Source organism: Staphylococcus simulans (assembly GCF_025561465.1).
Taxonomy (GTDB): domain Bacteria; phylum Bacillota; class Bacilli; order Staphylococcales; family Staphylococcaceae; genus Staphylococcus; species Staphylococcus simulans.
Window position 1 is genome coordinate 233,251 of the sequence record NZ_CP095100.1, and the last position, 25,084, is coordinate 258,334.

Annotated in this window: 17 protein-coding genes and 1 pseudogene; 10 read left to right on the forward strand and 8 right to left on the reverse strand. The window is 32.3% G+C overall.

Going from position 1 to position 25,084, the window contains the following annotated elements:
- Positions 1 to 135: 135 nt before the first annotated feature.
- A pseudogene (locus MUA87_RS01015) lies at positions 136 to 4,653 on the forward strand (SdrD B-like domain-containing protein); the annotation flags it as partial.
- Positions 4,654 to 4,772: 119 nt separating this feature from the next.
- On the opposite strand, the gene MUA87_RS01020 reads toward MUA87_RS01015, so the two are convergent.
- The 3 genes from MUA87_RS01020 to MUA87_RS01030 form a co-directional block, all read right to left on the reverse strand.
- Positions 4,773 to 5,273 (reverse strand): hypothetical protein, encoded by a 501-nt coding sequence (locus MUA87_RS01020; RefSeq protein WP_262551107.1) that lies wholly within the window; start codon positions 5,271 to 5,273, stop codon positions 4,773 to 4,775.
- A gap of 149 nt (positions 5,274 to 5,422) precedes the next feature.
- Positions 5,423 to 5,881, reverse strand: coding sequence for a hypothetical protein (locus MUA87_RS01025; protein WP_262551109.1), 459 nt, complete (start codon positions 5,879 to 5,881; stop codon positions 5,423 to 5,425).
- On the reverse strand, positions 5,865 to 6,698 hold the full coding sequence (locus tag MUA87_RS01030; RefSeq protein WP_105967095.1) for a DUF3100 domain-containing protein: 834 nt from the start codon (positions 6,696 to 6,698) through the stop codon (positions 5,865 to 5,867). Before MUA87_RS01030 ends, MUA87_RS01025 begins: the two co-directional genes overlap by 17 nt.
- Before the next feature lie 304 nt (positions 6,699 to 7,002).
- Between MUA87_RS01030 and MUA87_RS01035 the strand changes: the two genes are divergently transcribed.
- Positions 7,003 to 7,890, forward strand: a complete 888-nt coding sequence (locus MUA87_RS01035; RefSeq protein ID WP_262551111.1) for a hypothetical protein — start codon at positions 7,003 to 7,005, stop codon at positions 7,888 to 7,890.
- 105 nt (positions 7,891 to 7,995) lie between these two features.
- Here the strand turns inward: MUA87_RS01035 and dcm (MUA87_RS01040) are convergent, their stop codons facing one another.
- The 3 genes from dcm (MUA87_RS01040) to MUA87_RS01050 form a co-directional block, all read right to left on the reverse strand.
- Positions 7,996 to 9,237 (reverse strand): DNA (cytosine-5-)-methyltransferase, encoded by a 1,242-nt coding sequence (gene dcm / locus MUA87_RS01040; protein ID WP_262551113.1) that lies wholly within the window; start codon positions 9,235 to 9,237, stop codon positions 7,996 to 7,998.
- 91 nt (positions 9,238 to 9,328) lie between these two features.
- Entirely contained in the window at positions 9,329 to 10,804 is a 1,476-nt protein-coding gene (locus tag MUA87_RS01045; protein ID WP_105967098.1) for a Sau3AI family type II restriction endonuclease, read from the reverse strand.
- Entirely contained in the window at positions 10,801 to 11,523 is a 723-nt protein-coding gene (locus MUA87_RS01050) for a hypothetical protein (RefSeq protein ID WP_262551115.1), read from the reverse strand. The genes MUA87_RS01045 and MUA87_RS01050 overlap by 4 nt, the downstream gene beginning before the upstream one ends.
- A gap of 193 nt (positions 11,524 to 11,716) precedes the next feature.
- On the opposite strand from MUA87_RS01050, the gene MUA87_RS01055 reads away from it, so the two are divergent.
- From MUA87_RS01055 to MUA87_RS01070, 4 genes are read left to right on the forward strand one after another with little or no spacing between them, the layout of a single operon-like run.
- Complete coding sequence (locus tag MUA87_RS01055; RefSeq protein WP_262551116.1) at positions 11,717 to 11,947, forward strand: hypothetical protein; 231 nt, start codon at positions 11,717 to 11,719, stop codon at positions 11,945 to 11,947.
- Between the two features lie 5 nt (positions 11,948 to 11,952).
- The gene (locus MUA87_RS01060; RefSeq protein ID WP_262551117.1) at positions 11,953 to 13,893 is read left to right on the forward strand and encodes a hypothetical protein; all 1,941 of its coding nucleotides are present in this window, start codon (positions 11,953 to 11,955) and stop codon (positions 13,891 to 13,893) included.
- Positions 13,877 to 14,743 carry a hypothetical protein gene (locus MUA87_RS01065; protein WP_262551119.1) on the forward strand — a complete coding sequence of 289 codons (867 nt, stop codon included), beginning with the start codon at positions 13,877 to 13,879 and terminating at the stop codon, positions 14,741 to 14,743. The genes MUA87_RS01060 and MUA87_RS01065 overlap by 17 nt, the downstream gene beginning before the upstream one ends.
- On the forward strand, positions 14,736 to 15,491 hold the full coding sequence (locus MUA87_RS01070; protein ID WP_262551121.1) for a DUF6339 family protein: 756 nt from the start codon (positions 14,736 to 14,738) through the stop codon (positions 15,489 to 15,491). The genes MUA87_RS01065 and MUA87_RS01070 overlap by 8 nt, the downstream gene beginning before the upstream one ends.
- A 59-nt stretch (positions 15,492 to 15,550) precedes the next feature.
- Here the strand turns inward: MUA87_RS01070 and dcm (MUA87_RS01075) are convergent, their stop codons facing one another.
- A complete protein-coding gene (gene dcm, locus MUA87_RS01075) occupies positions 15,551 to 16,735 on the reverse strand; it encodes a DNA (cytosine-5-)-methyltransferase (RefSeq protein ID WP_262551123.1) in 1,185 nt (394 codons plus the stop codon).
- 100 nt (positions 16,736 to 16,835) lie between these two features.
- On the opposite strand from dcm (MUA87_RS01075), the gene MUA87_RS01080 reads away from it, so the two are divergent.
- The 4 genes from MUA87_RS01080 to MUA87_RS01095 all read left to right on the forward strand — a co-directional run bounded on the left by MUA87_RS01080 (position 16,836) and on the right by MUA87_RS01095 (position 22,530).
- On the forward strand, positions 16,836 to 18,839 hold the full coding sequence (locus MUA87_RS01080) for an AAA family ATPase (protein WP_262551125.1): 2,004 nt from the start codon (positions 16,836 to 16,838) through the stop codon (positions 18,837 to 18,839).
- 10 nt (positions 18,840 to 18,849) lie between these two features.
- Complete coding sequence (locus tag MUA87_RS01085) at positions 18,850 to 20,283, forward strand: LlaJI family restriction endonuclease (protein WP_262551127.1); 1,434 nt, start codon at positions 18,850 to 18,852, stop codon at positions 20,281 to 20,283.
- A 167-nt stretch (positions 20,284 to 20,450) separates the two neighbouring features.
- The gene (locus MUA87_RS01090; protein WP_262551128.1) at positions 20,451 to 22,199 is read left to right on the forward strand and encodes a DUF2075 domain-containing protein; all 1,749 of its coding nucleotides are present in this window, start codon (positions 20,451 to 20,453) and stop codon (positions 22,197 to 22,199) included.
- Positions 22,192 to 22,530 (forward strand): nucleotide pyrophosphohydrolase, encoded by a 339-nt coding sequence (locus MUA87_RS01095; RefSeq protein ID WP_023016206.1) that lies wholly within the window; start codon positions 22,192 to 22,194, stop codon positions 22,528 to 22,530. Before MUA87_RS01090 ends, MUA87_RS01095 begins: the two co-directional genes overlap by 8 nt.
- Positions 22,531 to 22,565: 35 nt before the next feature.
- Here the strand turns inward: MUA87_RS01095 and MUA87_RS01100 are convergent, their stop codons facing one another.
- Entirely contained in the window at positions 22,566 to 23,795 is a 1,230-nt protein-coding gene (locus MUA87_RS01100; RefSeq protein WP_262551130.1) for a transposase, read from the reverse strand.
- Positions 23,796 to 25,084 lie beyond the last annotated feature (1,289 nt).

Consider the following 25,084-nt stretch of genomic DNA (forward strand, 5'->3'; position numbering starts at 1 on the left):
ACAATACAGATTGGTTCGGCTTAATTTTTATACCTAATTAGGGATAAAAGCATTGAACGGCTTAAATAGAGAGAGGAGAAACACATGAATAAACAACTAAATAATTTTGAGGCAAAGCACCGTAACAAATATGCAATCCGCCGATTTTCGGTTGGTACAGCATCCATTATTGTAGGTGCTACCTTAATATTCGGTCTTGGTCACGAAGCAAAAGCAGCAGAGGAGATAACGACATCAAACCAGGCTAAAGATTCAACATCAGTACAGCCAGATGAGCCTGCGAAAAATGCAGGGGCACCAGATGCTCAGCCGGCAAACATTGATAACACTGAAAATCAATTAAATAATGACACACTAAAAGATCCGATTAAAAATGACACACTAATAGACAACAAAGCAGATACAAAACAACAACTAGAGAATACCTCTAAAGAACCTAAAGTATCACAACCAACTACAGAATCAACACCTACTAAACAAAAAAATCCTATTGAAGAAAAAACACCACTTACAGAATCAGCACCAACAATTAATGAAGCACCAGAAACAGGTGTACAACCTGAAAACAATCCACAAAAATTTGAAGAATCAGCAGAAGAAAAACAATTAATTAAACCTGTAGAAGCACCTCAAACATTAACTGCATCACAACCTGTTAATCCGGTTGTTGAAACAAGGGGCGGAGAAGCGGATATTACACCGCAAAAAACTCCAGTAGTAACGGCAGACTTATTAAAGCAATCATCTCAAAATAAAGATAAGGACACTATTGAAGCTACAGCACAAAACGCACAAATATTACGAGGAGCAGCTTATACTGCTGAAGATTTGAAAGATGTAGCAACAGATCAAAAGGGTTCAAACGTTAATGACTTAGTTACAGTTTCAAACCCACAAATTAGCGAAACAAAAATTGACCCTAACCAAGGTGGCAATTTCCGTTTAACAGCGGATTATAAAGTAGATGACAAAGTTAAAGGTGGAGATTACTTCACAGTACAAATGCCTGAATACGCGACATTCAACGGCGATTTACATTATAAAAACGCAGAAGATAAAGCATATACAGTATTAGCCACACCAACGGGTATGATTGTTGCGGTAGGTGTATATGATACAAATACTAAACTTCTCAAATACACATTTACAGATTGGGTTAATGATAAACAAAATATTTCTGGCAAATTCGACTTAACACAATTTACTGACAGGGATAAAGCTACAAAAAAAGGTGTATATACTTTGAACTATGATTTAGCCGGAGAAAAGTATAACCCGCAAATCACATATGATTATGACGCTCATGATAAAGGCTTATATCCAGCTTCTGTTGATACTGTAATTACAAGTGTAGATGCCTTACAAAAAACAAATGATTTCCAACAAGTGATTTATGTTAATCCAATGGATAATAATCTAGCTTCAGCTATATTAAGAATAGGACCCAAGGATAAGGATAGTAATGCATTATTAAAAATTGATGATACACAACTTCGTATTTATAAAGTGCCTAATAAAGCAGATTTAACAGACAGCTATGCATTTGATGTTTCTAAATATCCAGATTTAACATCAAATTATCGTGTGGACACAGATAATCATGGTAATTTATTGGTGAACTTTGGGGCTATTAGCGATTCTTATGTCGTAGTTGTTGACTCAAAATTTGACCCGACACTCAGTTCTAACTTAACAACAAGATCTATATTATATGCCAGGGATTATAATGGTAGGGAAGCTACTTATTACTATGACACTAATGTAGTGACTCAATATAGTGATGGAACTGGTGACGGTGTACTTGAAAACTACAAAATTGGAGATTATGTATGGGAAGATATTAATCAAAATGGTATTCAAGAATCTACTGAAAAATCAATTGAAGGCGTAAAAGTTATTTTAAAAGATAAGGCAGGTCAAATACTTCAAACAGCAGTTACAGATAAATATGGTAACTACTTATTTAATAACCTTAAAAATGGTGAGTATGTTGTTGTATTTGAAACACCAGATGGCTATGTTCCAACAACTAAAGAATCAGGAAACAATCGTGAAAAGGACTCTGATGGATTGATTTCATATGTAACGATTAATGGAGAAGATGATTATACGATAGATTCTGGATTCTTTAAACCAGTAGTAGCGACATATAATTTAGGTGACTATGTCTGGGAAGACAGCAATAAAGATGGTATCCAAAACTTAAATGAAGTAGGAATTGCTGGAGTAACGGTCACATTAACAAAACCAGATGGTACAAAAGTAACGACAGTTACAGACGAAAAAGGTAAATATAAATTTACAGACTTAGAAAATGGTGAATACCAAGTAGATTTCGAAACACCAAAAGGTTATAAATCTACATTAATTGAGCAAGGAAATTCTAGAGCGCTTGACTCAGAAGGCACATCAGCCACAGTGAAAATCAATAATGCAGATGATTACACAATTGACAGTGGATTCTACAAACCAACAGTTGAGCCGACACCAGTTCCAGCAACATACAACTTAGGTGACTATGTCTGGGAAGACAGCAACAAAGACGGTATCCAAAACTCAAATGAAGTAGGTATTGCAGGTGTAACAGTCACATTAACTAAACCGGATGGTACAAAAGTAACGACAGTTACAGACGAAAAAGGTAAGTATAAATTTACAGATTTAGAAAATGGCGAATACCAGGTAGATTTCGAAACACCAGAAGGTTATAAATCTACATTGATTGAACAAGGAGAGTCTAGAGCGCTTGATTCAGAAGGTACGTCAGCTACAGTGAAGATCAACAATGCAGATGATTACACAATTGACAGTGGATTCTACAAACCAACGGTAGAACCAACACCAGTGCCAGCGACTTACTCAATCGGAGATAAAGTATGGGAAGATAGTAATAAAGACGGTGTCCAAAATTCAAACGAAAAAGGCATTTCAGGCGTAACAGTAACTTTAACTAAGCCGGACGGCAGCACAGAAACAACAGTGACAGACGACAACGGTATTTACCACTTCACAGGATTACCAAATGGCGAATACACAGTAACGTTCGATACACCGAAAGGCTATGAACCAACTAAAGTGAATGTAGGAGACAAAGCATTAGACTCGGACGGTCAAACAGTCAAAGTCGTGGTAGATAATGCGGATGATTTCACAATCGACAGTGGTTTCTACAAACCGACGGTTGAGCCGACACCAGTGCCAGGAACATACTCAATCGGAGATAAAGTCTGGGAAGACAGCAGTAAAGACGGTGTTCAAAACTCAAACGAAAAAGGCATTTCAGGCGTAACAGTAACTTTAACTAAGCCGGACGGCAGCACAGAAACAACAGTGACAGACGACAACGGTATTTACCACTTCACAGGATTACCAAATGGCGAATACACAGTAACGTTCGATACACCGAAAGGCTATGAACCAACTAAAGTGAATGTAGGAGACAAAGCATTAGACTCAGACGGTCAAACAGTCAAAGTCGTAATCGACAATGCAGATAATTACACAATCGACAGCGGATTCTACAAACCGACGGTTGAGCCGACACCAGTTCCAGCAACATACACTATCGGAGATAAAGTGTGGGAAGACAGCAACAAAGATGGTGTTCAAAACTCAAATGAAAAAGGCATTTCAGGCGTAACAGTTACTTTAACTAAGCCAGACGGCAGCACAGAAACAACAGTGACAGATGAAAACGGTATTTATCAATTTACTGGATTATACAATGGTGAATACACAGTAACATTCGACACACCGAAAGGTTACGAAGCAACTAAAGTGAATGTAGGAGACAAAGCATTAGACTCAGACGGTAGAACAGCCAAAGTCGTGGTAGATAATGCGGATGATTACACAATCGACAGTGGCTTCTATAAACCAGTAGTAGAACCGACACCAGTTCCAGCAACATACACTATCGGAGATAAAGTATGGGAAGACAGCAACAAAGATGGTGTTCAAAACTCAAATGAAAAAGGCATTTCAGGCGTAACAGTTACTTTAACTAAGCCAGACGGCAGCACAGAAACAACAGTGACAGATGAAAACGGTATTTATCAATTTACTGGATTATACAATGGTGAATACACAGTAACATTCGACACACCGAAAGGTTATGAAGCAACTAAAGTGAATGTAGGAGACAAAGCATTAGACTCAGACGGTAGAACAGTTAAAGTCGTTGTAGATAATGCGGATGATTTCACAATCGACAGTGGCTTCTATAAACCAGTAGTAGAACCTGAAAAACCAATCACACCTGAGAAACCGGAAGAACCAAAAGTTCCTGAAAAACCAGAGAAGCCGGAAGTACCAGAAGTGCCAGAGAAACCAGAAGTACCTGAAGTACCAGAAAAACCAGAGGTACCAGAGAAACCGGAAGTACCTAACACGCCAGAAAAACCTGAAAAACCAAATAAACCAGAAGTACCAACTACACCAGAACAACCATCAGAACCTGGTCAACCTACACCACCTAAAGCACCAAAAGATGATGTAGCCCCTCATAAAGTAGTTAAATCTGAAAAACAACCGGAAAAAGCTCCAAAAGTTTCTAAAGATGAAGCTTTACCAGAAACAGGTGAAGAAGGTACAAATGCAGGTTTAATTGGAACATTATTCGCGGCATTAGGTAGTGTATTCTTATTTAATCGTCGTAAGAAAGAAACAAAAGATCATAAATAATGTATCGCAGTAATACTTTGAATAGGTTTTAATGCATAAGTAATGCCTCCTTAAGCTCACATCATGTGAATGCTTTTGGAGGCATTTTTTTATTCTAAGTCATAAATTTCTTCGTATCTTACTTCTGTTGCTTGTGGTAACCAAGGCTTGCCTGACATAAAGCCAACGTGAGCACCTTCAAATTCTGTGTTCATTAGTTCATCCATAGATTTTCTTTGCCAATCTCTTTCTCGTTTTCTTCGAAACTTTTCATCTTCACCCATTTCAAAACGGTAGAGCCATTCAGGAATAAACTTTTTGGGTTTACGTTTCTTAGTTCCAGTGTATTCATTGAGTTCAATAGTGATTGCTCTTTTCTCATAATAGTAAGTGTCATTAAGAAAGATTAAATCAAAGGAGAAGGGTTCAGGTAAGGGGATGCCGAGTTCTTTATACTTTGCTAGGGCGAAGCCTAAGCAATCTTCAGGAGATAGGAGTTCGATTGGAGGAAGTACTTCATGTAGTGATTCTACATCGAAATCTACAAAGAAGTATTGGCCTTCAAGCTTCGGATCATTTTTATAAAATATTGCGACGTATGTGACTTTCATTATCTCAAGTCCTCTCTATATTTATTGTGACGCAGCTTAATTTGAGTAATAAACATAGTAGATGTTATTACTTAGAAATTAGTATAAAAAAAGGAAGTCGACGGCACAATCGACTTCCTTTACCTATTTAGTAAACTTGTATTTATAAGTTAAATAATACCTTGTATCTTCAACACAATATGAGCTACGACGGCTGAACCGATATATGTACTCATTAGAATGACCATACCTACAACGATTGTTTTCCATCCTAACTTCGCAAAGTCAGTCCAAGAATTGCCGATTGAAATACCAGCATATGCAACAACTGGTGTAGCTAAAGCCATTAATTCTACATTGTGTGTCCAACTTACAATATAAGGTGCCGTCGGCATACCAGGAATTGTAAGTACTAATCCAAGTACACCAATATAAGCAATACTAGGAATATTAAGAGGGATGAGCTGTTGAAGAATCATACCGATCAAAGCGATTCCCATTAACGCAAGAACACCTGGAACAGCTTTTGAAGGCATAATGTCTTGGCCAATCCAGTTACTAATTAACGCAATAAGTCCCACAACAACAAGCGTCAAAGACCAGTTGATAATATTAGACGTGAGTTTCATGTATATCCCTCTTTCCTTTTGTACTTTTTTGTAGTCTAGCTTTAACCTTCATAACACCATTGTAGTAACGAATTGTTAATGGTAATGCGATTAAGATACCCATATATAATCCAGTTACTGATGTTAATAAGTTACTGACTCCTGAAAATGCTTTAATATCACTAGCGTAGCTTGGGAACATTTCAATAATAGGACCAACTGCGGCAGCTGACATAACGCCACTACCAACACCAGTCGCCATTGCGTAAGCTAATGGATGTAAAGGTATGATGGATGCGATCAAACCTGAAAAGATACTAAAGAATATCGCACCGAAAATTGTTCCGAAGATATACATAGACATGACACCACGCCATTCTGGAGATTCAATACCGAACTTTTCTGTAATCAACGCCATGTTTGCTTCTCTACCAATAGAGTGTGTCATACCGATAGCCTCACGACGTAGTCCAAGCATAATTGCCAACGGCAAAGAAAGAAAAATCGTACCTAAGTTACCAAGCTCTTGTAAAACTAATGCTGGGCCTGCCGCGATAATTTTAGGAAGTGCAGGTCCTGCTTCAGTACCAAATTTCGCAATTAAAATAGCAACAGAAATAAATACCATAGGCTCTGAGTGTTTGGCTTGTTTCTTACCAACCAAAGGAGTGAAATAAGCTAATAAACCTAAGACAACTCCATAAACTACAGGTAATAATAAAATAGACGTAACCCCTAATGGAATATCGAATGGGCCAATTAATTCACAAATCACAACAATGGCTAATACTAAGACATGTAATCGCCAATCTTTCCAGTAGTGTTGTCTTCGATTCATAGTTATCTCCTCCTATAATAATTATTGTAATAATCAGAAAATTGTGTGAATGAACTCATTGTAACGTTAAACATATAGAAAGTGAAGAGGTAAATGACACTTATTTTGCTTTTTTGGTAAACAAAATGTAGAGCAAAAGCATGTATAATTTGTATGTTCGCATTTCCATGCTGATAAATGTATAGAAAAAGGAGAGTAGTTTATGAGTGATAAAAATAAATGTGAGAGGTAGGCGTTCATATTGTAGAAATTGAAGCAGGTTTTAAATCAATCGTTCTAAAAATAAAGAAAAGAAGGACAACAAATGAATACAACATCAAAAAATAGAAATAAGAATGTAATGGATCGATCTACAAAAGAGGAAATAAATGTTCAGAGTATCGAATGTATAAAAAATTGGAGAACGTGTGATGAGAAGGAAAAAGAGTATTGGGCAAACAAGTTCATTATGCTGAATCATCATACTGTTGATAAAGTGGTTGAACAAAATATATTACAGATAAAAGAAACGATTTTAGAAAAGCAAGATTTAATATCGTATGGATATGAAGGATTGCTCAATATAATGGAAAAGTTTAATTTAGATAATGAAAGCTCTTTTCAATATGATAAGTATTTCAGAGTTCAGTATTATGTCAGAAAGAATATAGATGATCACAAATCTTCATATAAAATTTCCACGTTTGAAAAAGAACAGATAAATTATATGAATCGTTTAATGTCGCAAAATCACTTTCTGGATGAAGATAAGTTAGATGCATTGTTGAGGGAGAAGATTGGGATTTCTGAAAAGCAATTATTCAACTTAAAAAAGTTCATGGGAATGTGTGTTTATAACCAAATATCATTAGATGAAGAAATGGATAATCTTAAAGAAGATGAATTCATTGATAATAAACTGAGGTTTATTGAAAGAGAAACTGAAAATAGCGTAGAGGAAATAGTTATAATTAATCAATTTATTGAATACATGGTAAATCAAGCTAAAGAAGTTTTGCCTACGGATAGATATTTTATAGTATTCACTAGATATTTAGGGATAGATGGAAAAGAACCAGAAGAATTAAAAAACATAGCTAAACTAGTAGAAACAAGCTATAGATATACTGTAGTTATAAAGAACAGTTCAATTTCAAAGATGAAGTTTGCTGCGAGAAGAGGAGAAATTTCTAATTGGTTTAAAGAAGAATAGTGGAATATTGTTTTATGAATGAGTAGGTAGATTTTTAAGTATTAAATAAGCCCTGAACTTCTATACGAGTTATAGAGATTCAAGGCTTATTTTTATTGGGATTTTTTAAAATAATTTCAATTGTGAAAAAGTATCTTCATCTTTATGTTCGTCTTCTATTTTTTCAATTTGATTACCGATACGTGTGATTAATGGAACAACTAATGCATTGCCCATGCAAAAGAAACGCATTCTATCCGGCATTGTAGCAGTCCAATTATCAGGGAAACCATTTAATCTTTCGGCTTCAATAGGTGTTAGTGTGCGATACTGATTATTAATTTTTAAAAAATGAGTGCTTCGGTTAACTGAACCTTCGCTGGTAAGCATAGTTCGAGCTGGTAGGTCTAAAGAATCTGTTTCTGACATGCCACCTTCACTAAAATAATATTCATGTCCAGTTTTTGAAGTTCTTAGTATTTTTTTAGGGCCACGAAGATATTGAAACTTTTCTATTTTTTCATCAGTAATACCATAATCTTTGACATCTTCTTCTAATATCTCTCCTAATGTAACTGATTTTTCATATATAGGGATTGTATCAATTGTTAATACTTTTCCATTTTGCATAACTCCTGAATTATGGAATTGGAAAGTGAATTGGTCAGAAATATCAACGATATCTTTAGAAACATTTGTTTCATTAACTCGTTTTTTATTTGGGTAATCCTCAATTGGAAATGCTTTAGCGAACAACCCTTCTTTATAAATAATGTTTTCTAAGGAATGTTTAGCTAAACTTTGTGCATATGATAAATCTCTTTTATAACCAAAAATAAATACTCTGCGACGTCTTTGAGCATTGCCATAATCAGCAGCATTGATAACACGCCATTCAATGTTGTAACCTAGTTCGTTTAAAGTGGATAGCATAACACCAAAATCTCTACCACGCTGTTTAGAAGGTGATTTAAGTAGTCTATCAACATTTTCTAGTAATAGATACTTGGGCATAGTATTTTGTATAAAACGGACAATCTGCCAGAATAAAACACCTTTTTTACCTTGAATTCCAAGTTCACCATTTAAACTACGTGCTACTGAGTAATCTTGGCAAGGGAAGCCTCCTACAATCATATCGACTTGGGTATCTTCCATTTCTTTATCTGTGACTTCTGCAATATCCTCATTACTGTGGACGCCTTTATCGAAATGACTTACGTAACAATCAAATGCATGCTGCACTTTTTTTGAGGGTTCCCATTGGTTAGCCCAAATAATATCAAATTGCTTTTCTTTTGTGTTTTCTAATCCAATGCGAAAGCCGCCGACGCCAGCAAATAATTCAGCAACTTTGATTTGTGTCATTTTAAAGCGCTCCTTCATAAATATATAATGAAATTATTATAACATAATAGCGAACGATCGTTCTATAATCCTTATTACACCATACATAACTTTATACAACATCTTGCAATTGCTCAGCAATATAGTCGTTGTTAAGCCAAAAACATTGTTTTGTCATCCAATCCCTGGAATATGCAGTATGATTATCAGGTCTGTTTGTCCATTTAGCAGGTACAGGCAATTGATCGGCGTAAGGTCCATGAGCAGAATAATCGCGTCTTGTTGTATGGGGTCTGACATGACATATAAGTTTGTCCTTTAATGTTATAAAGTTATTGGTGATTTTATAGCCATCCTTTGTCGATTTACTTTCAACAGCAGTTAATTCTACACCATTATTCAATTTATCGACAGTATCTTGCCATACATGACGAACAGGTCCGTCAATATCTTCTTCAGGCATACTAAAGAACTTTATCCCTTTAAATACAGTTTGATTTCCATCATCTTTGAAAACAATGAATAAGAAGCGAGCTTGACGTAGGAAGTTGTTCCAAGAAGCGGTTGGCGTGCCTGCTTCATCTTCCCACTGTTCTTTAGCAAGTTCTTTAAAATTAAAAGCAGGGAATGACATGCTTTCTTTATTTTTATTGTTCTTATCAAACTGAATAGTTTTAACTATAATCATTGCTTTTTCGAACTCCTCAACATTTTTAAATACTTCACTACTTTTAGCATTTCCATTGAGATTTAGAATACGTGCAGCAATTTGATAATTAGCACTTTTAGCGTTAGTTTCAATGTTGAAGATTTCTTTTAGCTCTTCTTTTGTTTTGCCTATATAAGGTTCAAAACGTTCCTTCACAATAGTTTCAATAGATTTTTCTTGTACTATATCGAAATCTGTAATAATAGATTCTGATTTTTCATCGCCAAAAATATATTTTCTAAGCAGTGATGTAATGTAACCAGTTTTGAAGGAGAAAGCTCTTTGTTTTGCCATCATTTCTGAATTCGGTTGTGTTCTTAAAGAATTTTTATTTTCTCCTTTAGTACATGGTGATAGATATTGGAAATAACGTTCACTTAATTCATGTGCACGTCCTTCTGAAATAAATTTATGTACGAGCTCCCAGTCTTGTTTTATAATCTCTAAATCTTTCTTGTTATTGGCAAGTTCAAATAAAGCAGTTTCTTTAAATTTCCAATCTGCTTTAGGTTTATCGGCTTCTTTCTCATAGAAACCTAATTGAATGCTCTTATTTTTAGCCATAAATTTACTGCTTTCAAATTCTTCATTCAACAAGTCATTGTAGTTAATGATATTTAATACTAGTCGTTCAGCGGCACTGTATTGTCCGCTTTTCAGCTTTTTAAAAGGAGTAGCTTTTAATTCTACTCCTGCTTCTGCCATATCCGGTAGACTTAAATTATCTTTTTCTTTGCCGAACCAATTTTCAAATGCATCTCCAAAGCTGCTTTTTGTACTAGTAACTATACCATCTCTACTTAGTTCTTTTAGCGTCTTGCCAACTATTTCATTAGCTCTTTTTTGAATCTTTTCTTTTGTATCATATCTTTCACTCACTTACACTCAACCCATTCTTTATTCTCATTTTCAGTTAATATTTTCAAGCTATTTTTCTCAATATAAAACTTATATTCAGTCACTTTTTGCAGTATTTCCTTTGGACATACCAAGTTTAAAGGCTTCTCACTTAGATGGTGTGAGAGAACCCAATAAGGGCTATCTTCGCCGCCAATACGTAACTTGGCTCTGGACTTTTTATGATGTAAAGCTTGTTTTGCTTCTTTAGCTTTTTCTAAAAAATTATCAACATTAATACCATAAAGTGTATCTAATAATGCACGTAATTTCTCCTTTTTTATTGAATAAGCTTCAATTTTTTTAATGTTTTCAAATGTAATGCCTTCTTTTGGGTCATGCGTTTCACCCCAACACAACAAATAGCAATCTGTTTTACTATATTGTTGGCCATAGAGCCATCCATCTTTAGATACATTGTTGCCATTAAAAAAAGAAATTTCTAAAGCAAAAGTAGAGAGTTTTTTATTGAAATAATTATTTGCAGCTTTTTCATCAATATTGATACGGGTATTGTTTTTATATGTAATTGTTAAGTCTACCCCTTTATATTGATCATCTTTATTCTCAGAGAAATGATTTCTAAAAATATCTTGAATAGCGTTAAAACGATTTGGAAGTTCACTATAAAAGTAACTGTCTAAAAACTTAGCAATTTCTTGTTCATCAACTAAATCTTGATCAATTCGACTTTCTACCATATTTATCCCCTCCGTTACAATTTACCCTTCATGTTTAGTATCTCGAAAGTACGAAGATAATTCAACTGAGAAATTAATGAAAATTAATAAAGTTATTGAAATAAAGTTGACAAATGTTTTTGTGTAAATATAATCAAAATAACAACTGCATTTTAAAAATGTAGTAAAAATATTTAAAAGGCTGAGATGACTATTGGAAGATAAGCACGATAAGTTTGTGAGACTAGCTGAACAAAGAACAAATGGCGCTATAAATAAAATACGTTTGCTTTCAAATTTAGCAAACACAAATAATTATGCGTACGAAAAATCAGAAGTGAAAGAAATATTTAGAGCTATAGAGAAAGAATTAAAAATAGCTGAAAAAGCATTTGAGAAAGAATTTAATAATAAAAAAGAGTTTCAATTTAAAAGAAAGAGGTAGAGTATATGCTTAGATGGAGATTTCCTCATGGAATAAATTTAACGCCTACAGGTCATAATAATACAGCTATAGAGATGTTTTTAGATAATATAGTTGATTCATTAACTAGAGAAGTTTTGCAAAATTCATTGGATGCTCACAATGAAAATGTTAGTAAACCTGTAAAAGTTACAATTGAAAAATTAAAGATAAAAACAAATGAAATACCTGGTATCTCAGCTGTAGAGAATGCTTTGGAAGAAGCAAAAAAAATGTGGGAAGAATTAGAAAACGAAGATACCATTAAATATTTATCAGAGTTTGAAGAAACTATATCTAATGAACATATCGACATACTAAAAATAAGTGATTATAATACTACAGGCTTAAATGAAAAAAGCTATAACTCTTTAATAGTTGGAAATGGATATTCACAAAAGAACAGTGAGGATTCAGCTGGGAGCAAAGGTATAGGAAAAGCAGCGCCGTTCGCTGCCTCAAAATTAAGAATGGTTTTTTATAATACAGTCCCAACAAAAAATAGAGAAAAGTCAGCTGGAATTATGAATTTTGTTTCTTTTTATAAAGATAAAAAAAGAAATGATATTACTCAAGAAAGAAGTACGTATGCTGAAAAAAATCAAAATTATATTGATGGACAAACAGTTTTTAATAGCATTAAAAGAGATAAAAATGAGTTTGGCACAGACTTGTTTGTTTTAGGTCTAAAAGATTTTAATTGGAAAGAAAGTGTTTTATTATCCACTGTTAATAATTTTTTGCTTTCGATTTTTGAAGGAGACTTAGAAGTTGTAGCTTTTGGTGTGGTTCTTAACAAAGATACTCTTCATGATGTTTTGGAAAAACTAAAAGAATATAAGATGGTCAGAAAAGAGAAAATAGATTTTGAAAATACTTTGAAATATTATGATGTATTAACAAATAAAGAGACGATTTCGTTTGAATTTGATGAACGCTTTGACAAGTATGAATTTATTGAAAAATCTAGTGATGGTTTGTTGAAACTTTTAAAACATGAACCAGCTAATAGATCAGTATTACAAACGAGAAAAGCTGGAATGAAAATATATGAAAGAAAAAACATTAATGGGCATATCAACTTTACTGGAGTTTTTCAAGCTAAAGGAAGTAGATTGAATGCTTTCTTAAAAGAAATGGAAAATGCCAACCATGATAAATGGAGCCCAGATCGTTTGATAAAAGGTAAGAAAAAAATAGCTGAAAATTTACTTAAAGATTTATTTCAGTGGTATAAAGAAGTTGTTAAAGCAAGCTATGAACTAGAGAGTAGCGATGAAGTAGAAGCTTTTGGAGTAAAAGATTTATTACCAATGCGAGATAATGAAGAAAAGAATCAAGAGAAAATAGATTCAGGTATACAAAATAAAGTAGAGAGTTTTAAATTAGTTAAAAAAGATAAAAAATCCTCTGTAAATGATGGGGATAAAAAAGAAGATGTATTTAAAAAAATCGCTGATGAAATAGACGGAGGTAAAGGAGATAGTTCTGGACTTGGAAGTGATAGAAAAGGACAGGGCGGTGGAGGTAATCCTGACCAAACTCATGGCACTGGTGTGGATGAAGGAGATAACGGGGGAAATGAAAAAAAAGTGATCGGACAACGAGAAATAAATATTGGTACACTTGGAAAAGTAAAAGTAAAAGTGGTTGAAATAGACTCATCATTAGGAGAATACAAATTTATTTGTATCCCATTTAAAAGTTTCAACAATATAAAAATCTCACTTGATTATATAGGGGCAGATGGAGATGCCTTTAAACTAGACATTATAAATGTTGCTTCTAATGATGTGTCTACAAATTTAGTGGGCAATGATATTTACTTGGAAGATATCAGAAAAGACAAGCCTATTGTCATTGAATTTAAAACAAGAAATAAATTGAGAATGAAAATGGGGGCATCGATATATGAAATTAAAAACTGATTTATTTCCATATCCTGTTCTTTATAAGGAACTAGACGACTACGTTTCAAATAGTAGTTTTACAACTGAAATAAAACCAATGTTGACTGAAGATAATAGTATTAATTTGCATGTAGAATTTAATCTAACTAATAATGAAATAAAAAGAAGGATTGAAAAGGGAGATTTTTCATACGCTGTTCATGTAGAATGTGGTCTTACTAGCTTTAGAAAACTATATATTGTTGATGGAATAGAAAACACTATTGATATTACGCTTTCGAACAGACTTATTAGTGACAAAGTTGAAATAAATACAATGATTATCACTAATCGTCAAGTTAATAATTATCATAATAAAGATTTCAACCCATTATACTACAGTCAAGACTATGTTGTCCCCCAATTAAGCAAGGGAGAAATCATAGCTCATGATACTGTAAGTGAAATGAATATTAAGTTTAAAAACAGAGAAAATCCTAATGCAAAATCAATGATTAGAGTTTCAGCTAAAAACGAGGAGTATATGTCTGTCAATTTAGAAGGAGATTATATTCAAATATACCTACCTAAAAAAGCTCATATTGCTTACAAAGCACTTTCGAAATCAAATGAAGTTAATAAAAATCTATTATTAGTCACAATTGTACAGCCTACTCTCATGTATATTATAGACCAATTGGCATCAAATAAACTAATAGTAGAGGATTTACAGTGGTATAGCGCGCTTAAAAACATTTTAGAAAATAAAGGATATGACATCTATAATCTAGAAAATATTGATTCGCTAAAAATATCACAAGAATTATTAGAAAAGCCGATGGAAAATGCATTGTATGACTTTTACGAGTGGGGGAATGAAGATGTGTGATATAAAATATGTAACTGATGATTTTTTAGATGAGTTCAAAACTAATTTTGAAGAAAAATATTTAGAGTTTTATAAAAATAATGATTATGAAAGTATTAAAGAAGTTTTTACTAATTCTCAAAATGTTATAAAGAGCGAAAAAAACTTTAAATATATACCTTTAAAAATCAGTGAGGATAATGATGGACTCAATGTTGAAAATATTAAAAGAATAAGAAAAAGTCTTGGTTTTTTGACACCTTCAGAAGCATCGAATGAAAAGCTTTGGGTTGCTTTAGAAAACACTGATTTCTTAGATTTTCATTTGCATCAGTTTGGGTTTGTAAAGGAACAAAAAATTGATAATACAATCAAAGCTAGAACAATATTTACTCAAGGCAGAAAAAGATCTTTATTTATGAACAATTTATCTATGTTATGGTGGTTAGGTTATTATACCTTTGATGATGAATCGGATTCTCCTTATTATTATACAGAGTACTTTTTGGAAAGTGCTAATAGAGGAGATATATTAACATACATGTCTAGTAATATCGTTTCCAACAAAGAAATTGTTCTTGGTACGTTACAAGCTGTCAAAGAACTTGAAGATGAAAACAAAATGAAATTAAATAGATATACTTTTACAAATTCTAATAAGATTTTAAATCAAATAGGCGGAGTAAGGATTATTGATACATTATCAAGAAGAGAAGTAAAAGAAATTCTGGTTGAAAATTTATTGGACACAAAGAATATAAAAAAATGAAATAAAAAACAACAAACCCACTATACTCTGATTATGGGTTTGTTGTTTTATAACATGAATTAATTACTTAAGACTTTCATTATCTCTTTCGCAATAGCGTTAACGGCTGGTACACAAACAGAGTTGCCGAACTGTTTATAAGCTTGAGAGTTAGAAACTGGAATTATAAAGTCTTCTGGAAACCCTTGTAATCTTGCTGCTTCTCTAGGGGTTATTTTACGGGGGTTTTTATTTTTTTGCTTTATTAGTATTTCACTTCCATCTTTATAATATCTGGCAGATAGAGTGTTTGTATATGCACTTTCACTATTGAAAATTGAGAAACCAAATCCATTTCCTTTAGCTTTATGCCCTTTTTTTCTTCTTTGATGCCCTTCCCAAAGTTTATCTGAAATTGTAAATTTATCATCTACATTTTGTTCCAAAATATCGCCAACTCTTGTGCTAGTTTGAAATGGTTGAGGAAATTTGAAATCTTTATAGTTTTTTATAGATTTCTTATCAAATCCGACTATATAAATTCGTTCTCGGTTTTGAGGAACTCCAAAGTCTCTGGCTTTAAATAAAACACTTTGTACTTCATAATCTAATTCTGATAGTGTATTACAAATAGTTTTAAAGGTTTTTCCTTTATCATGTCCTCTTAAATTTTTAACATTTTCTAGTAAAAATGCTTTCGGTCGTTTATCCTTAATAATTCTAGCTACATCAAAAAATAATGTACCTCTTGTATCTTCAAAACCTAAACGTTTTCCAGCTTGAGAAAAAGCTTGACAAGGGAACCCTGCAACTAAAATGTCATGGCTTGGAATTTCTGATGAATCTATTTTTGTTATATCACCTTTGGGGTATTCACCAAAGTTAGCACGATAAGTTTTTTGAGAAAATTTATCCCATTCGCTTGAAAAAACACACTTTGTTAAACCGGTTAATTGGAAACCTAATCTTGTTCCTCCTATTCCAGCGAATAGGTCAATCATTGTAAATTTAGCATCATCCATGTTCTCATAAGGAATATTCGTCATATTTTCAAAGTATTCCATTATATATAAAAATTCTATATCAGAAGGCGTTGTTTCTCCCTTTTCCCACCTTCGAATTGTACGATCGCCATATTTAGGCATATTTAAAGAGTCAGCTAATTCTTTTTGTGTCATATTAAACATTATACGTTTTTCTTTAATAGCATTTCCCTTTTTTAGTGGAACACTATTATTTTGTTTTGTTAAACTTAAATTGGTCATTACTTTTCAACTCTTTTTTGTGTTTTTAAAAGGACTAATTGTCCTATAATTAACACATTAAAGGTATGGAGTTATATTGTCAAGCAAAGGAGAGATAAAAATGTCTTATAGTATAAAAGAAATTATAGAAAAGCAGACGAAAAAAGTAGAAGAATATAATAAACAAAAAGTAGTGTTAACAGAATTTTTTAAAGCCAAATATCTGGAGACGATGAAAAATAGCGGAACTATTCAGTTTTTCGATGCTTACTCAATTGTTACTAATAACAAGAATTTAAAGATATATATTCCTAATCAGTGGTTCTATTTAGCATATCTCGGAGCTCCACTGGTAAAAGCCATAATCAATTTAAGAGAAACTTTAAAAGAAAAATCTAAATTAAACAACAAAGAATTTAATGAGTTTGTCGTTTACGCAAAGAAACATGGGAAAATTTTAAACGAAGAAACTTTCAATATAATGACAGAAGGCATGAATGCTAACGAAAAAGAAGAAGCTAGAGTTTTTTTAACTGATTATACGTATTGGTTAGGAGGAAAAGGTTTAGAAAGAGGAGATTATTATAGATCATCAGTTTTAGATTTAGTACAAGTAGTTAATGTTTCTGCTGATTATATAGCAGATATCGCCAAAAATTTAGTCTATAATTTTCCAGATATAGGCAATAATGTAGAAAAGTATTTTATTTTAGAGGATGAAATTGAAGAACCTGTAATTATTAAAGACTCTGAAGAATTATTTAAAGAATGGATACGAAATCATAAAGATAACCATACATCACTTATAAGATATGTTGGAACTCTAAATACTTTTGTGAGATGTGTAAATGAGGAACTGATTGAAAAAGATTATACGCCAATGGATATTTGGGAGAACCCAGTCAAATTTGCGACTGAATTTTCTTTAGATGATATCATAAAAATAGCACAATTATTAGAACATAAAAGCTCTTTTATTCCAAAAACAAGATCAGGCTCTACTTTGAAAACTATTTATAAAGTGTTTCTAGAGTGGGCAAATAATAACGAGGATGAATTGAATAAAATTCTTTATCCCAAAGAGTTAATAAATAAAACTCGTCAATGCATATATTTTGGAGCGCCAGGAACAGGTAAAAGTTATCAATTAAATAAAGAAAGTATCCTGTTTGGAGATAATGTGGAGAGAGTCACATTTCATCCATATACAACATATGGAGATTTTGTAGGTACATATAAACCAGTCACTGTTAAAACTTCTTTAAGAGATAGTTATGGAAATGAAGTATACGATGAAAATAAAGTAAAAGTACTTGACGAAAAGATTACTTATAAATTTGTAGAAGGACCATTAATTAAACAATTATTGCATGCGTTATTAAATCCCGATGAACCTTATTTATTAATCATCGAAGAGTTGAATAGAGCAAATGTATCTGCAGTTTTTGGTGATATGTTTCAACTTTTAGATAGAAACAATATGGAAGAAAGTGAATATCCAATAAACATAAGTGTTGATTTACAAAAGTATATCGAGGAACTCAACGTTGATAATTATGAGTATTTAACACAAAAAATTAAAAATGGGTTGGTTTTTCCAAGTAATTTATATATATGGGCATCAATGAATAATGCTGATCAAGGTGTTATGCCATTAGATACAGCTTTTAAACGAAGATGGGATTATAAGTATTTTGGAATAAATAATGCATTTGATAAAATTGAGTTTTCTAAATATGGAAAAATTAATTTGCCAAACCAAAAGAAAGTTACATGGGATAATATGCGAAGATTTATAAATGATAGATTAACCAGCATCAACGTTCCGGAAGACAGGTTATTAGGACCGTATTTTATATCCAAAAATCTTTTAGAGAAATCAGATGTTGACGTAACTAATGCGTTTGAAACTAAAGTGCTTATGTATTTATTTGAAGATATAGGTATTCATAATAGATCAAAGATATTTAATGTTGAATATTTAAGATTGTCAAATATTCTGGAAGAATTCAGAAGAAAAGGAGAAGAAATTTTTTATCAATGTTCCGAGTTAAATAGTAATATTATAAATCCTTCTCCGATTAATGGAAAAGATTTTAAAGACGAGAATTATTCAAATGAATAGGTGAAATAATGTGTATAAACCAACCATATTAAAAGAAAATAAAAAGTATAACGCTTTAGAACTTTTACTTAAATTCAATTTGAAGAACAAAGATGAATTAACGCAATTACTAATTACTTTAAGAGAATACGGATACTTGAACATGTATGTCAAAAATGAAAACTCAATAGTTAAACGTACTAGCATTGAAAAAGTTTTTATGCTATCCGCATGGGATGATATAAATCAAAGAGTGAGATTCGACTTTAATTTAGTTGGGTTATTGATATTGCCTAATAATACATGTATCATATCATATCCTAAATATATTTCAGATTTCAACATCGAATTGGATATAAAGAACAACTATAAAAAATTCAAACAAATAATGAAGGTAATTGAAAAATATAAACACAAAAATGCACAAGATGTTTTTGGTATTGATACTATAAATAATATACAGAATGATAATATAGGAGTTCAACTTAGTATATTGAAACGATTTTATGAGATGGGCTTGTTTCATAAAGAAGTAGACATTATTAGTAGTGGAGAAGAAGGACAAATTTTATGGAATAATACAATTAGTAATATTACGCCTTTTATTGTAGGTCAGACACCTGTCTATCTCGACTTTTATACGCAAAAAATTCAAGAAGACTCATTAAATATTATCAGACTTATTCACAGTATTATAATCACTGAAATTTCGAGCGAATTTAAAAATATTTTAGAGGTAATAGGATATTATCCTGTTATTATGACAGAAAAGTCTTTTGATGATATTGGCGGTAAAGATTATGCTTATAATTTAGTGGAAAAAGAACTACGCAGTCAATATGTTACTAAAAACAAGGAATTGTTAAAGGAATTGTTATGTTATATAAAACAAGTAAAATATCATACCCATAATGAAGTTAAATTTTACGGAACATCATCTTTCAACTTAGTATGGGAAGATGTATGTAGAGCTGTTTACCATAATCATCTTGAATACACTTTTGAAAAATTAGGGATTTTAAACCCTGGAAAAAATTCTTCTAACCAAATAACAATGAAAGAATATATTGAAAAACCACAATGGCTTATGCCTGACGATACATTTATAAATGCGAATTCAACATTAGAACTTGACGTATTAAACATCCAAAATGGGGAGTTTAATATATATGACGCTAAGTATTATAATGTTTATTTTGAAAATGGCCGAATACAAGGTCAACCTGGGGTATCTGATATAACTAAGCAGTACTTATATCAATTATTATTTAAAGATGTAATCAAACATAATGAATTAGTTCCTTCAAATAATTTCATTATACCTAAAGATGAGTTGGAAAATGACAATGAACTATATACTGTATCAAAAATGAATATGTTCCATGATTTAGAAGAAAATTTAAGAGAAATAAACGTCATTGCAAGAGACTGTCAAAATATCTATAAAGAATATCTAGATATGTGATAGTTACTTATTATATTTAAAATTCATACAGATACATCTTTTAAAAGTTGTATCTGTTTTGTTTTATGTCCATTTATTGTTTTCCTATTCACTGACACTTATAATTATCTTAAACAGGTATGTAGTATTTTATTACTACAATATTAATGGTGTATTAGGTGATTAAAATGAATAGGAAAAGAAAGTCGATAATTAAACAAATAAAGTATTCAATGGAGGATTTAAATCATTTTGTGGACGTATGGGAAGGTTCTGAGGATTCAAAGTATCTGTTGAAGTATCCTACGGTTTATATCATTAATGATGATAAGCAAAAGGGTTTTAAGGTGTATGTAGGGGAGACAGCTGATATTAAGGAGCGTACTTCTCAGCATTTATTGACGGATGCGAAGACAGTACCTTATTGGGCAGATTTTTCGTTGTCGTTAACGTCGACTATGTATGTGATTGGTCATCGCTATTTCAATAAATCTCTAACGTTAGATGTGGAGAATCGTTTGATGCAGTATTTATCAAGTGTTGATAGCATTGAATACATCTATAATAAGAGAGCAAACCAACAAAACGATTATTATACAGCTGATCAATTAGACGATATCTTTACGGATATTTGGAAGAAGTTGAATAAAGAGAATAATATTTTGTTCCCAGTAGAAAGTATTATTAGAGATTCAGCGATATTCAAAGCTTCCCCGTTTCATAAATTGACTCAGGAACAAAATAAAGCTAAAGAAGCGATAACGGGTAAGATTAAAGTAGCGTTACATAATAACTTAGAAGAACAGCTGGTGTTGGTAGAAGGTGAAGCGGGTTCAGGTAAAACTGTATTAATGAGCAGCTTATTCTTTGATTTAAAACGTATGTTGTTAGAAGAAAATGATAACCAACCTTTAAGTGTGTATTTGTTAGTCAATCATGATGAACAATTAAAAGTTTATCAAGAAATTGCGAAGAAATTAGGGTTGTATGATCCAAAGAATAAAAAACAAGCGATAGTAAACAAACCTACCAGCTTTATTAATCAGCGCAGTACCGAGGATAAAGTAGATGTAATCATTGTAGATGAAGCGCACTTATTATGGACACAAGGTAAGCAATCTTACCGTGGACAAAACCAACTGAAAGATTTAATTGCCCGAGCAAAAGTAGTTATTGCGGTATTTGATAGAAACCAAATCTTAAGTACTGAACAAGTGATAGAAGCAGACCAGTTAGAAAAATTGGTGTCAGAAACTAAAGCAAATAACAATCACATACATCTTAATAATCAAATGCGCATCAATAGTAATGAAGATACTGTAGATTGGATTCGTCGCCTCATAGATAAACAAACCATTGATAATATTCCTGAAGATGATAAGTATGATATTAAAATATTTGATCAACCTAAGCAGCTAGAACAAGCAATACGAAATAAAGCTAAATCTCAAGACTCTGGTATTTCACGTTTACTCGCAACGTATGACTGGAAGTATAATAGTAAAGCACCTGAAGAAGCGGATTATTGGCGTGTACGCATTGGTGAATGGAGCATGCCTTGGAACAGTCAACTCAAAGTTAGTAAACGAGAAAAATCTTTATCTTGGCCTGAACAAAGTCAAACTATTGATGAAGTAGGTTCAACATTTACCGTACAAGGCTTCGATTTAAATTATGCAGGTGTGATTATTGGTCCATCTGTTAAATTTAGAGATGGTAAAATTATTTTTGACGGTTCAGAGAGTTATAATCAAAAAGCAACTAGAAATAGAACACTCTCAGATAACACTAAAGCTAAATTCACAGAAGAATTGCTTAAGAATGAATTAAACGTCTTATTAACACGCGGCGTCAACGGCTTATATATTTACGCAGTAGATGAAGCTTTACAAAATGAACTTAAACGTGCCGCTAATGGAGGTATAGACCATGAATAATACAGAACAACTCATCCAAGAAATTAATGATTTTCGTAATGCGAGAAACTGGAGACCTTATCATAATGAAAAAGATCTCGCAATTTCTTTATCACTTGAAGCATCTGAACTTTTAGAACTGTATCAGTGGAAACAGCCTGAAGAAGTCAACGAGACAAAGCGTGAGCGTATCGCTGAAGAGTTGGCAGATGTCCTGATATACAGTTATATGATTGCGGATAACTTAGAGATGAATATTGATGATATTATCCGCGAAAAGTTGAAGAAAAATGCGATTAAGTATCCAGTAGAGAAAGCTAAAGATTCAAATAAAAAATATACAGAGTTATAACATGTGAGGACTGCTTATCGCAGTCCTTTAATTATTTAATAGAGCTCTCTGTTTTTAAGCTTTATTCGCTTAAAGAAGTTGTTGAACTCCAAATGTTTCATAAAACAAGAAATCGTCAGCTCTGCTGATTCTGGGCTCGCATAAACATAAGGGCATTCACTCATTTTCTTAACTTCTTTATTGATACGTTCTGCGCTATTACTTGTCAGTACATAGTTGTAGTTAGGTGCGACAGGTATTGTCAGATACGTAAAGCAGCTTTCAAAGTATTGATTTAATAAATTTATACCTTCCTCAAAACTTGGATAGTCTTTCGTTATTTTTTCTAATTCTTTTTTGATTTCGACATTGACTTGATATTCAGTATTAGGCTCGAATAGTGCAGCTACCAGTTGACGTGCTTGTTTCGCAACGTCTTTTGGCGGTTTAGCATAGTCATCAGTATTTAAGACACGTTCAAAAGCTTCATTTAACGTAATTCTCATAGATCTAGAACATACTTGATATTTCATCGTTGGAAAATGTTCTGAACATATTTTCATTAAAGTAGGTGATAGGTCAGCAGAAATCATTAAAGGCGGGTTCATCCCACGATTTTTCAATTCATTGAAGAGTTGTGTCCAAACCACATTTTCTTCTTCAAAAGAAACAGTCAAAGTTAAAATATCTCTATATCCATATTCATTGATGCCAGTGATTGTATAGAGTTTCGCAAAGTCAATATGCGCACCGTCAAATACAGGGAGTTGAAGGGTATGAGCATGAATAAAGTGATAGTGAGTACGATCAAGCATGCGTTTGCGCCATGTATTTGTTTTAAGACTCAATACACTTTTTAACTGAGAGATGTGAGATTCAGTGATGGAGTGTCCCCAAAAATAATAGAGCGCATTATGAATTGAACCTTGTGTTAAACCATGAACATGATTTTCTAGCAATGAAATACACATCGCTGCTTCAGGTAATGCATAACTTAAGACAACAGAAGGTTCGAATTCAGTGAACAGACGTTTAGGAAAGTTGATATCCAGTTGCCCCATTTTAAGACGATAACCTTGTTGGTAAGCCTCAGTAGTTAAGTTTGAGATAGGGATATAATTGTCACGTAATATTTTTACTACGTTGAGTGGATATTCATGATGAAGATGTTGTGTTAAAGAAATCAACTCTTTCTTTGAATCAATATCCATGTTGCTTTCTTTGATTTCAGAAACTAAGTTTGAAATAGGGTAGGTCATGTGCGATTCTTTATGAAATTGAGTCATGAAAATATTCTCCTGTCTGGATGTCATTGAATTAATAATGTGTAAGCTAAATTGAAAATAAATTAATTTATAGTCATGTAGAGCTTATTCATAAGTGCGCACCTGTCAGTTGGAAGTAAAGATTGAAGTTATGAATTGTGATACTCGTAAATTCATGTATAGGGAGTATGTATTGGATAAAATGTGGCATATTAAAATTTCCTTTCTCTGATGTCTAGAATTAATATGGTTTGGAAAATAACTGCGATAATCTTAAACAAGATTGAGTTATATTATGTATCAATTGCGTGTTTCTAAGTTGTTCAGTTAGTTTGTAAATCAATTAGAATGTTACTTGAAAATAAAACTACAATGTCGACTAAAGGGAAAATAATGTGTGATATTAACGTAAGAGGAAATGGTATTGAACGCTATGAAATAAAGTGAGTGGGATATAGCGTTATATCAAAGTGATGTACCTCAAAGAGAGGTAATGAGATAGTTGAATTATAAAGTGCTTTTTAATTTTTGTAAACACCTTTTTCGATAAAATAATAAAACAGTTTGATAATACTGAATTTCAAACAATGAAAAAGGACTTAGAATATAAACAGAGAGAATGTTTGAATGCCTTTAAATAGCTGCTTAATATGATTTTAAAACGGTTGATGTATTTAATGAGAAGCTAACCATTCTTTTGATTAATTGAATATATTGCAAACGATAAGAAGATGTATGTTTTTATCAGAAATTAAAGCGTGGTTACATTCATTTAAAATTTAAAATATTAGATTGACAATAGAAATAGGGGAGTGCTAAGATTTTAGCATGTAGTCTTTCCGAGAAGCTACATAACCGTTTCTAGCATGAGACTAGACATTCTATTCTGATTGGGCTGGATCATAAAGTTATCTTTATGATCTGGCCTTTTTGCTTTGTTAGAAACAAAAAACCGCCCAAAAAGGGCGGGTCATCAAGTTGTGAATTTAAAAGTTGCGCTTCAAAACAAAAAAGAAAATGACAGCATCTTTGTCTTGCTTTGAAGACAAGAAAAAGTATATAGGATAACTTTTGATAAGTAAAGAACTTTTATTAAAAAAATCACGATGATATTTTACTTCATATATAGCGAAAAAATTATCGTAAACCACAAAGGTTTTTTCAACACTAAAACTCGAAAAACACAAATTCAAGATTTTTTTGATATTGCTAAATTACTTTAATCGTTGTTGTGGTGCGGTTTTAGAAAAATAACATTTTTTACTTTATGATAGTGATAACCACCAAGAAATTGTATGAAACCGTAATGA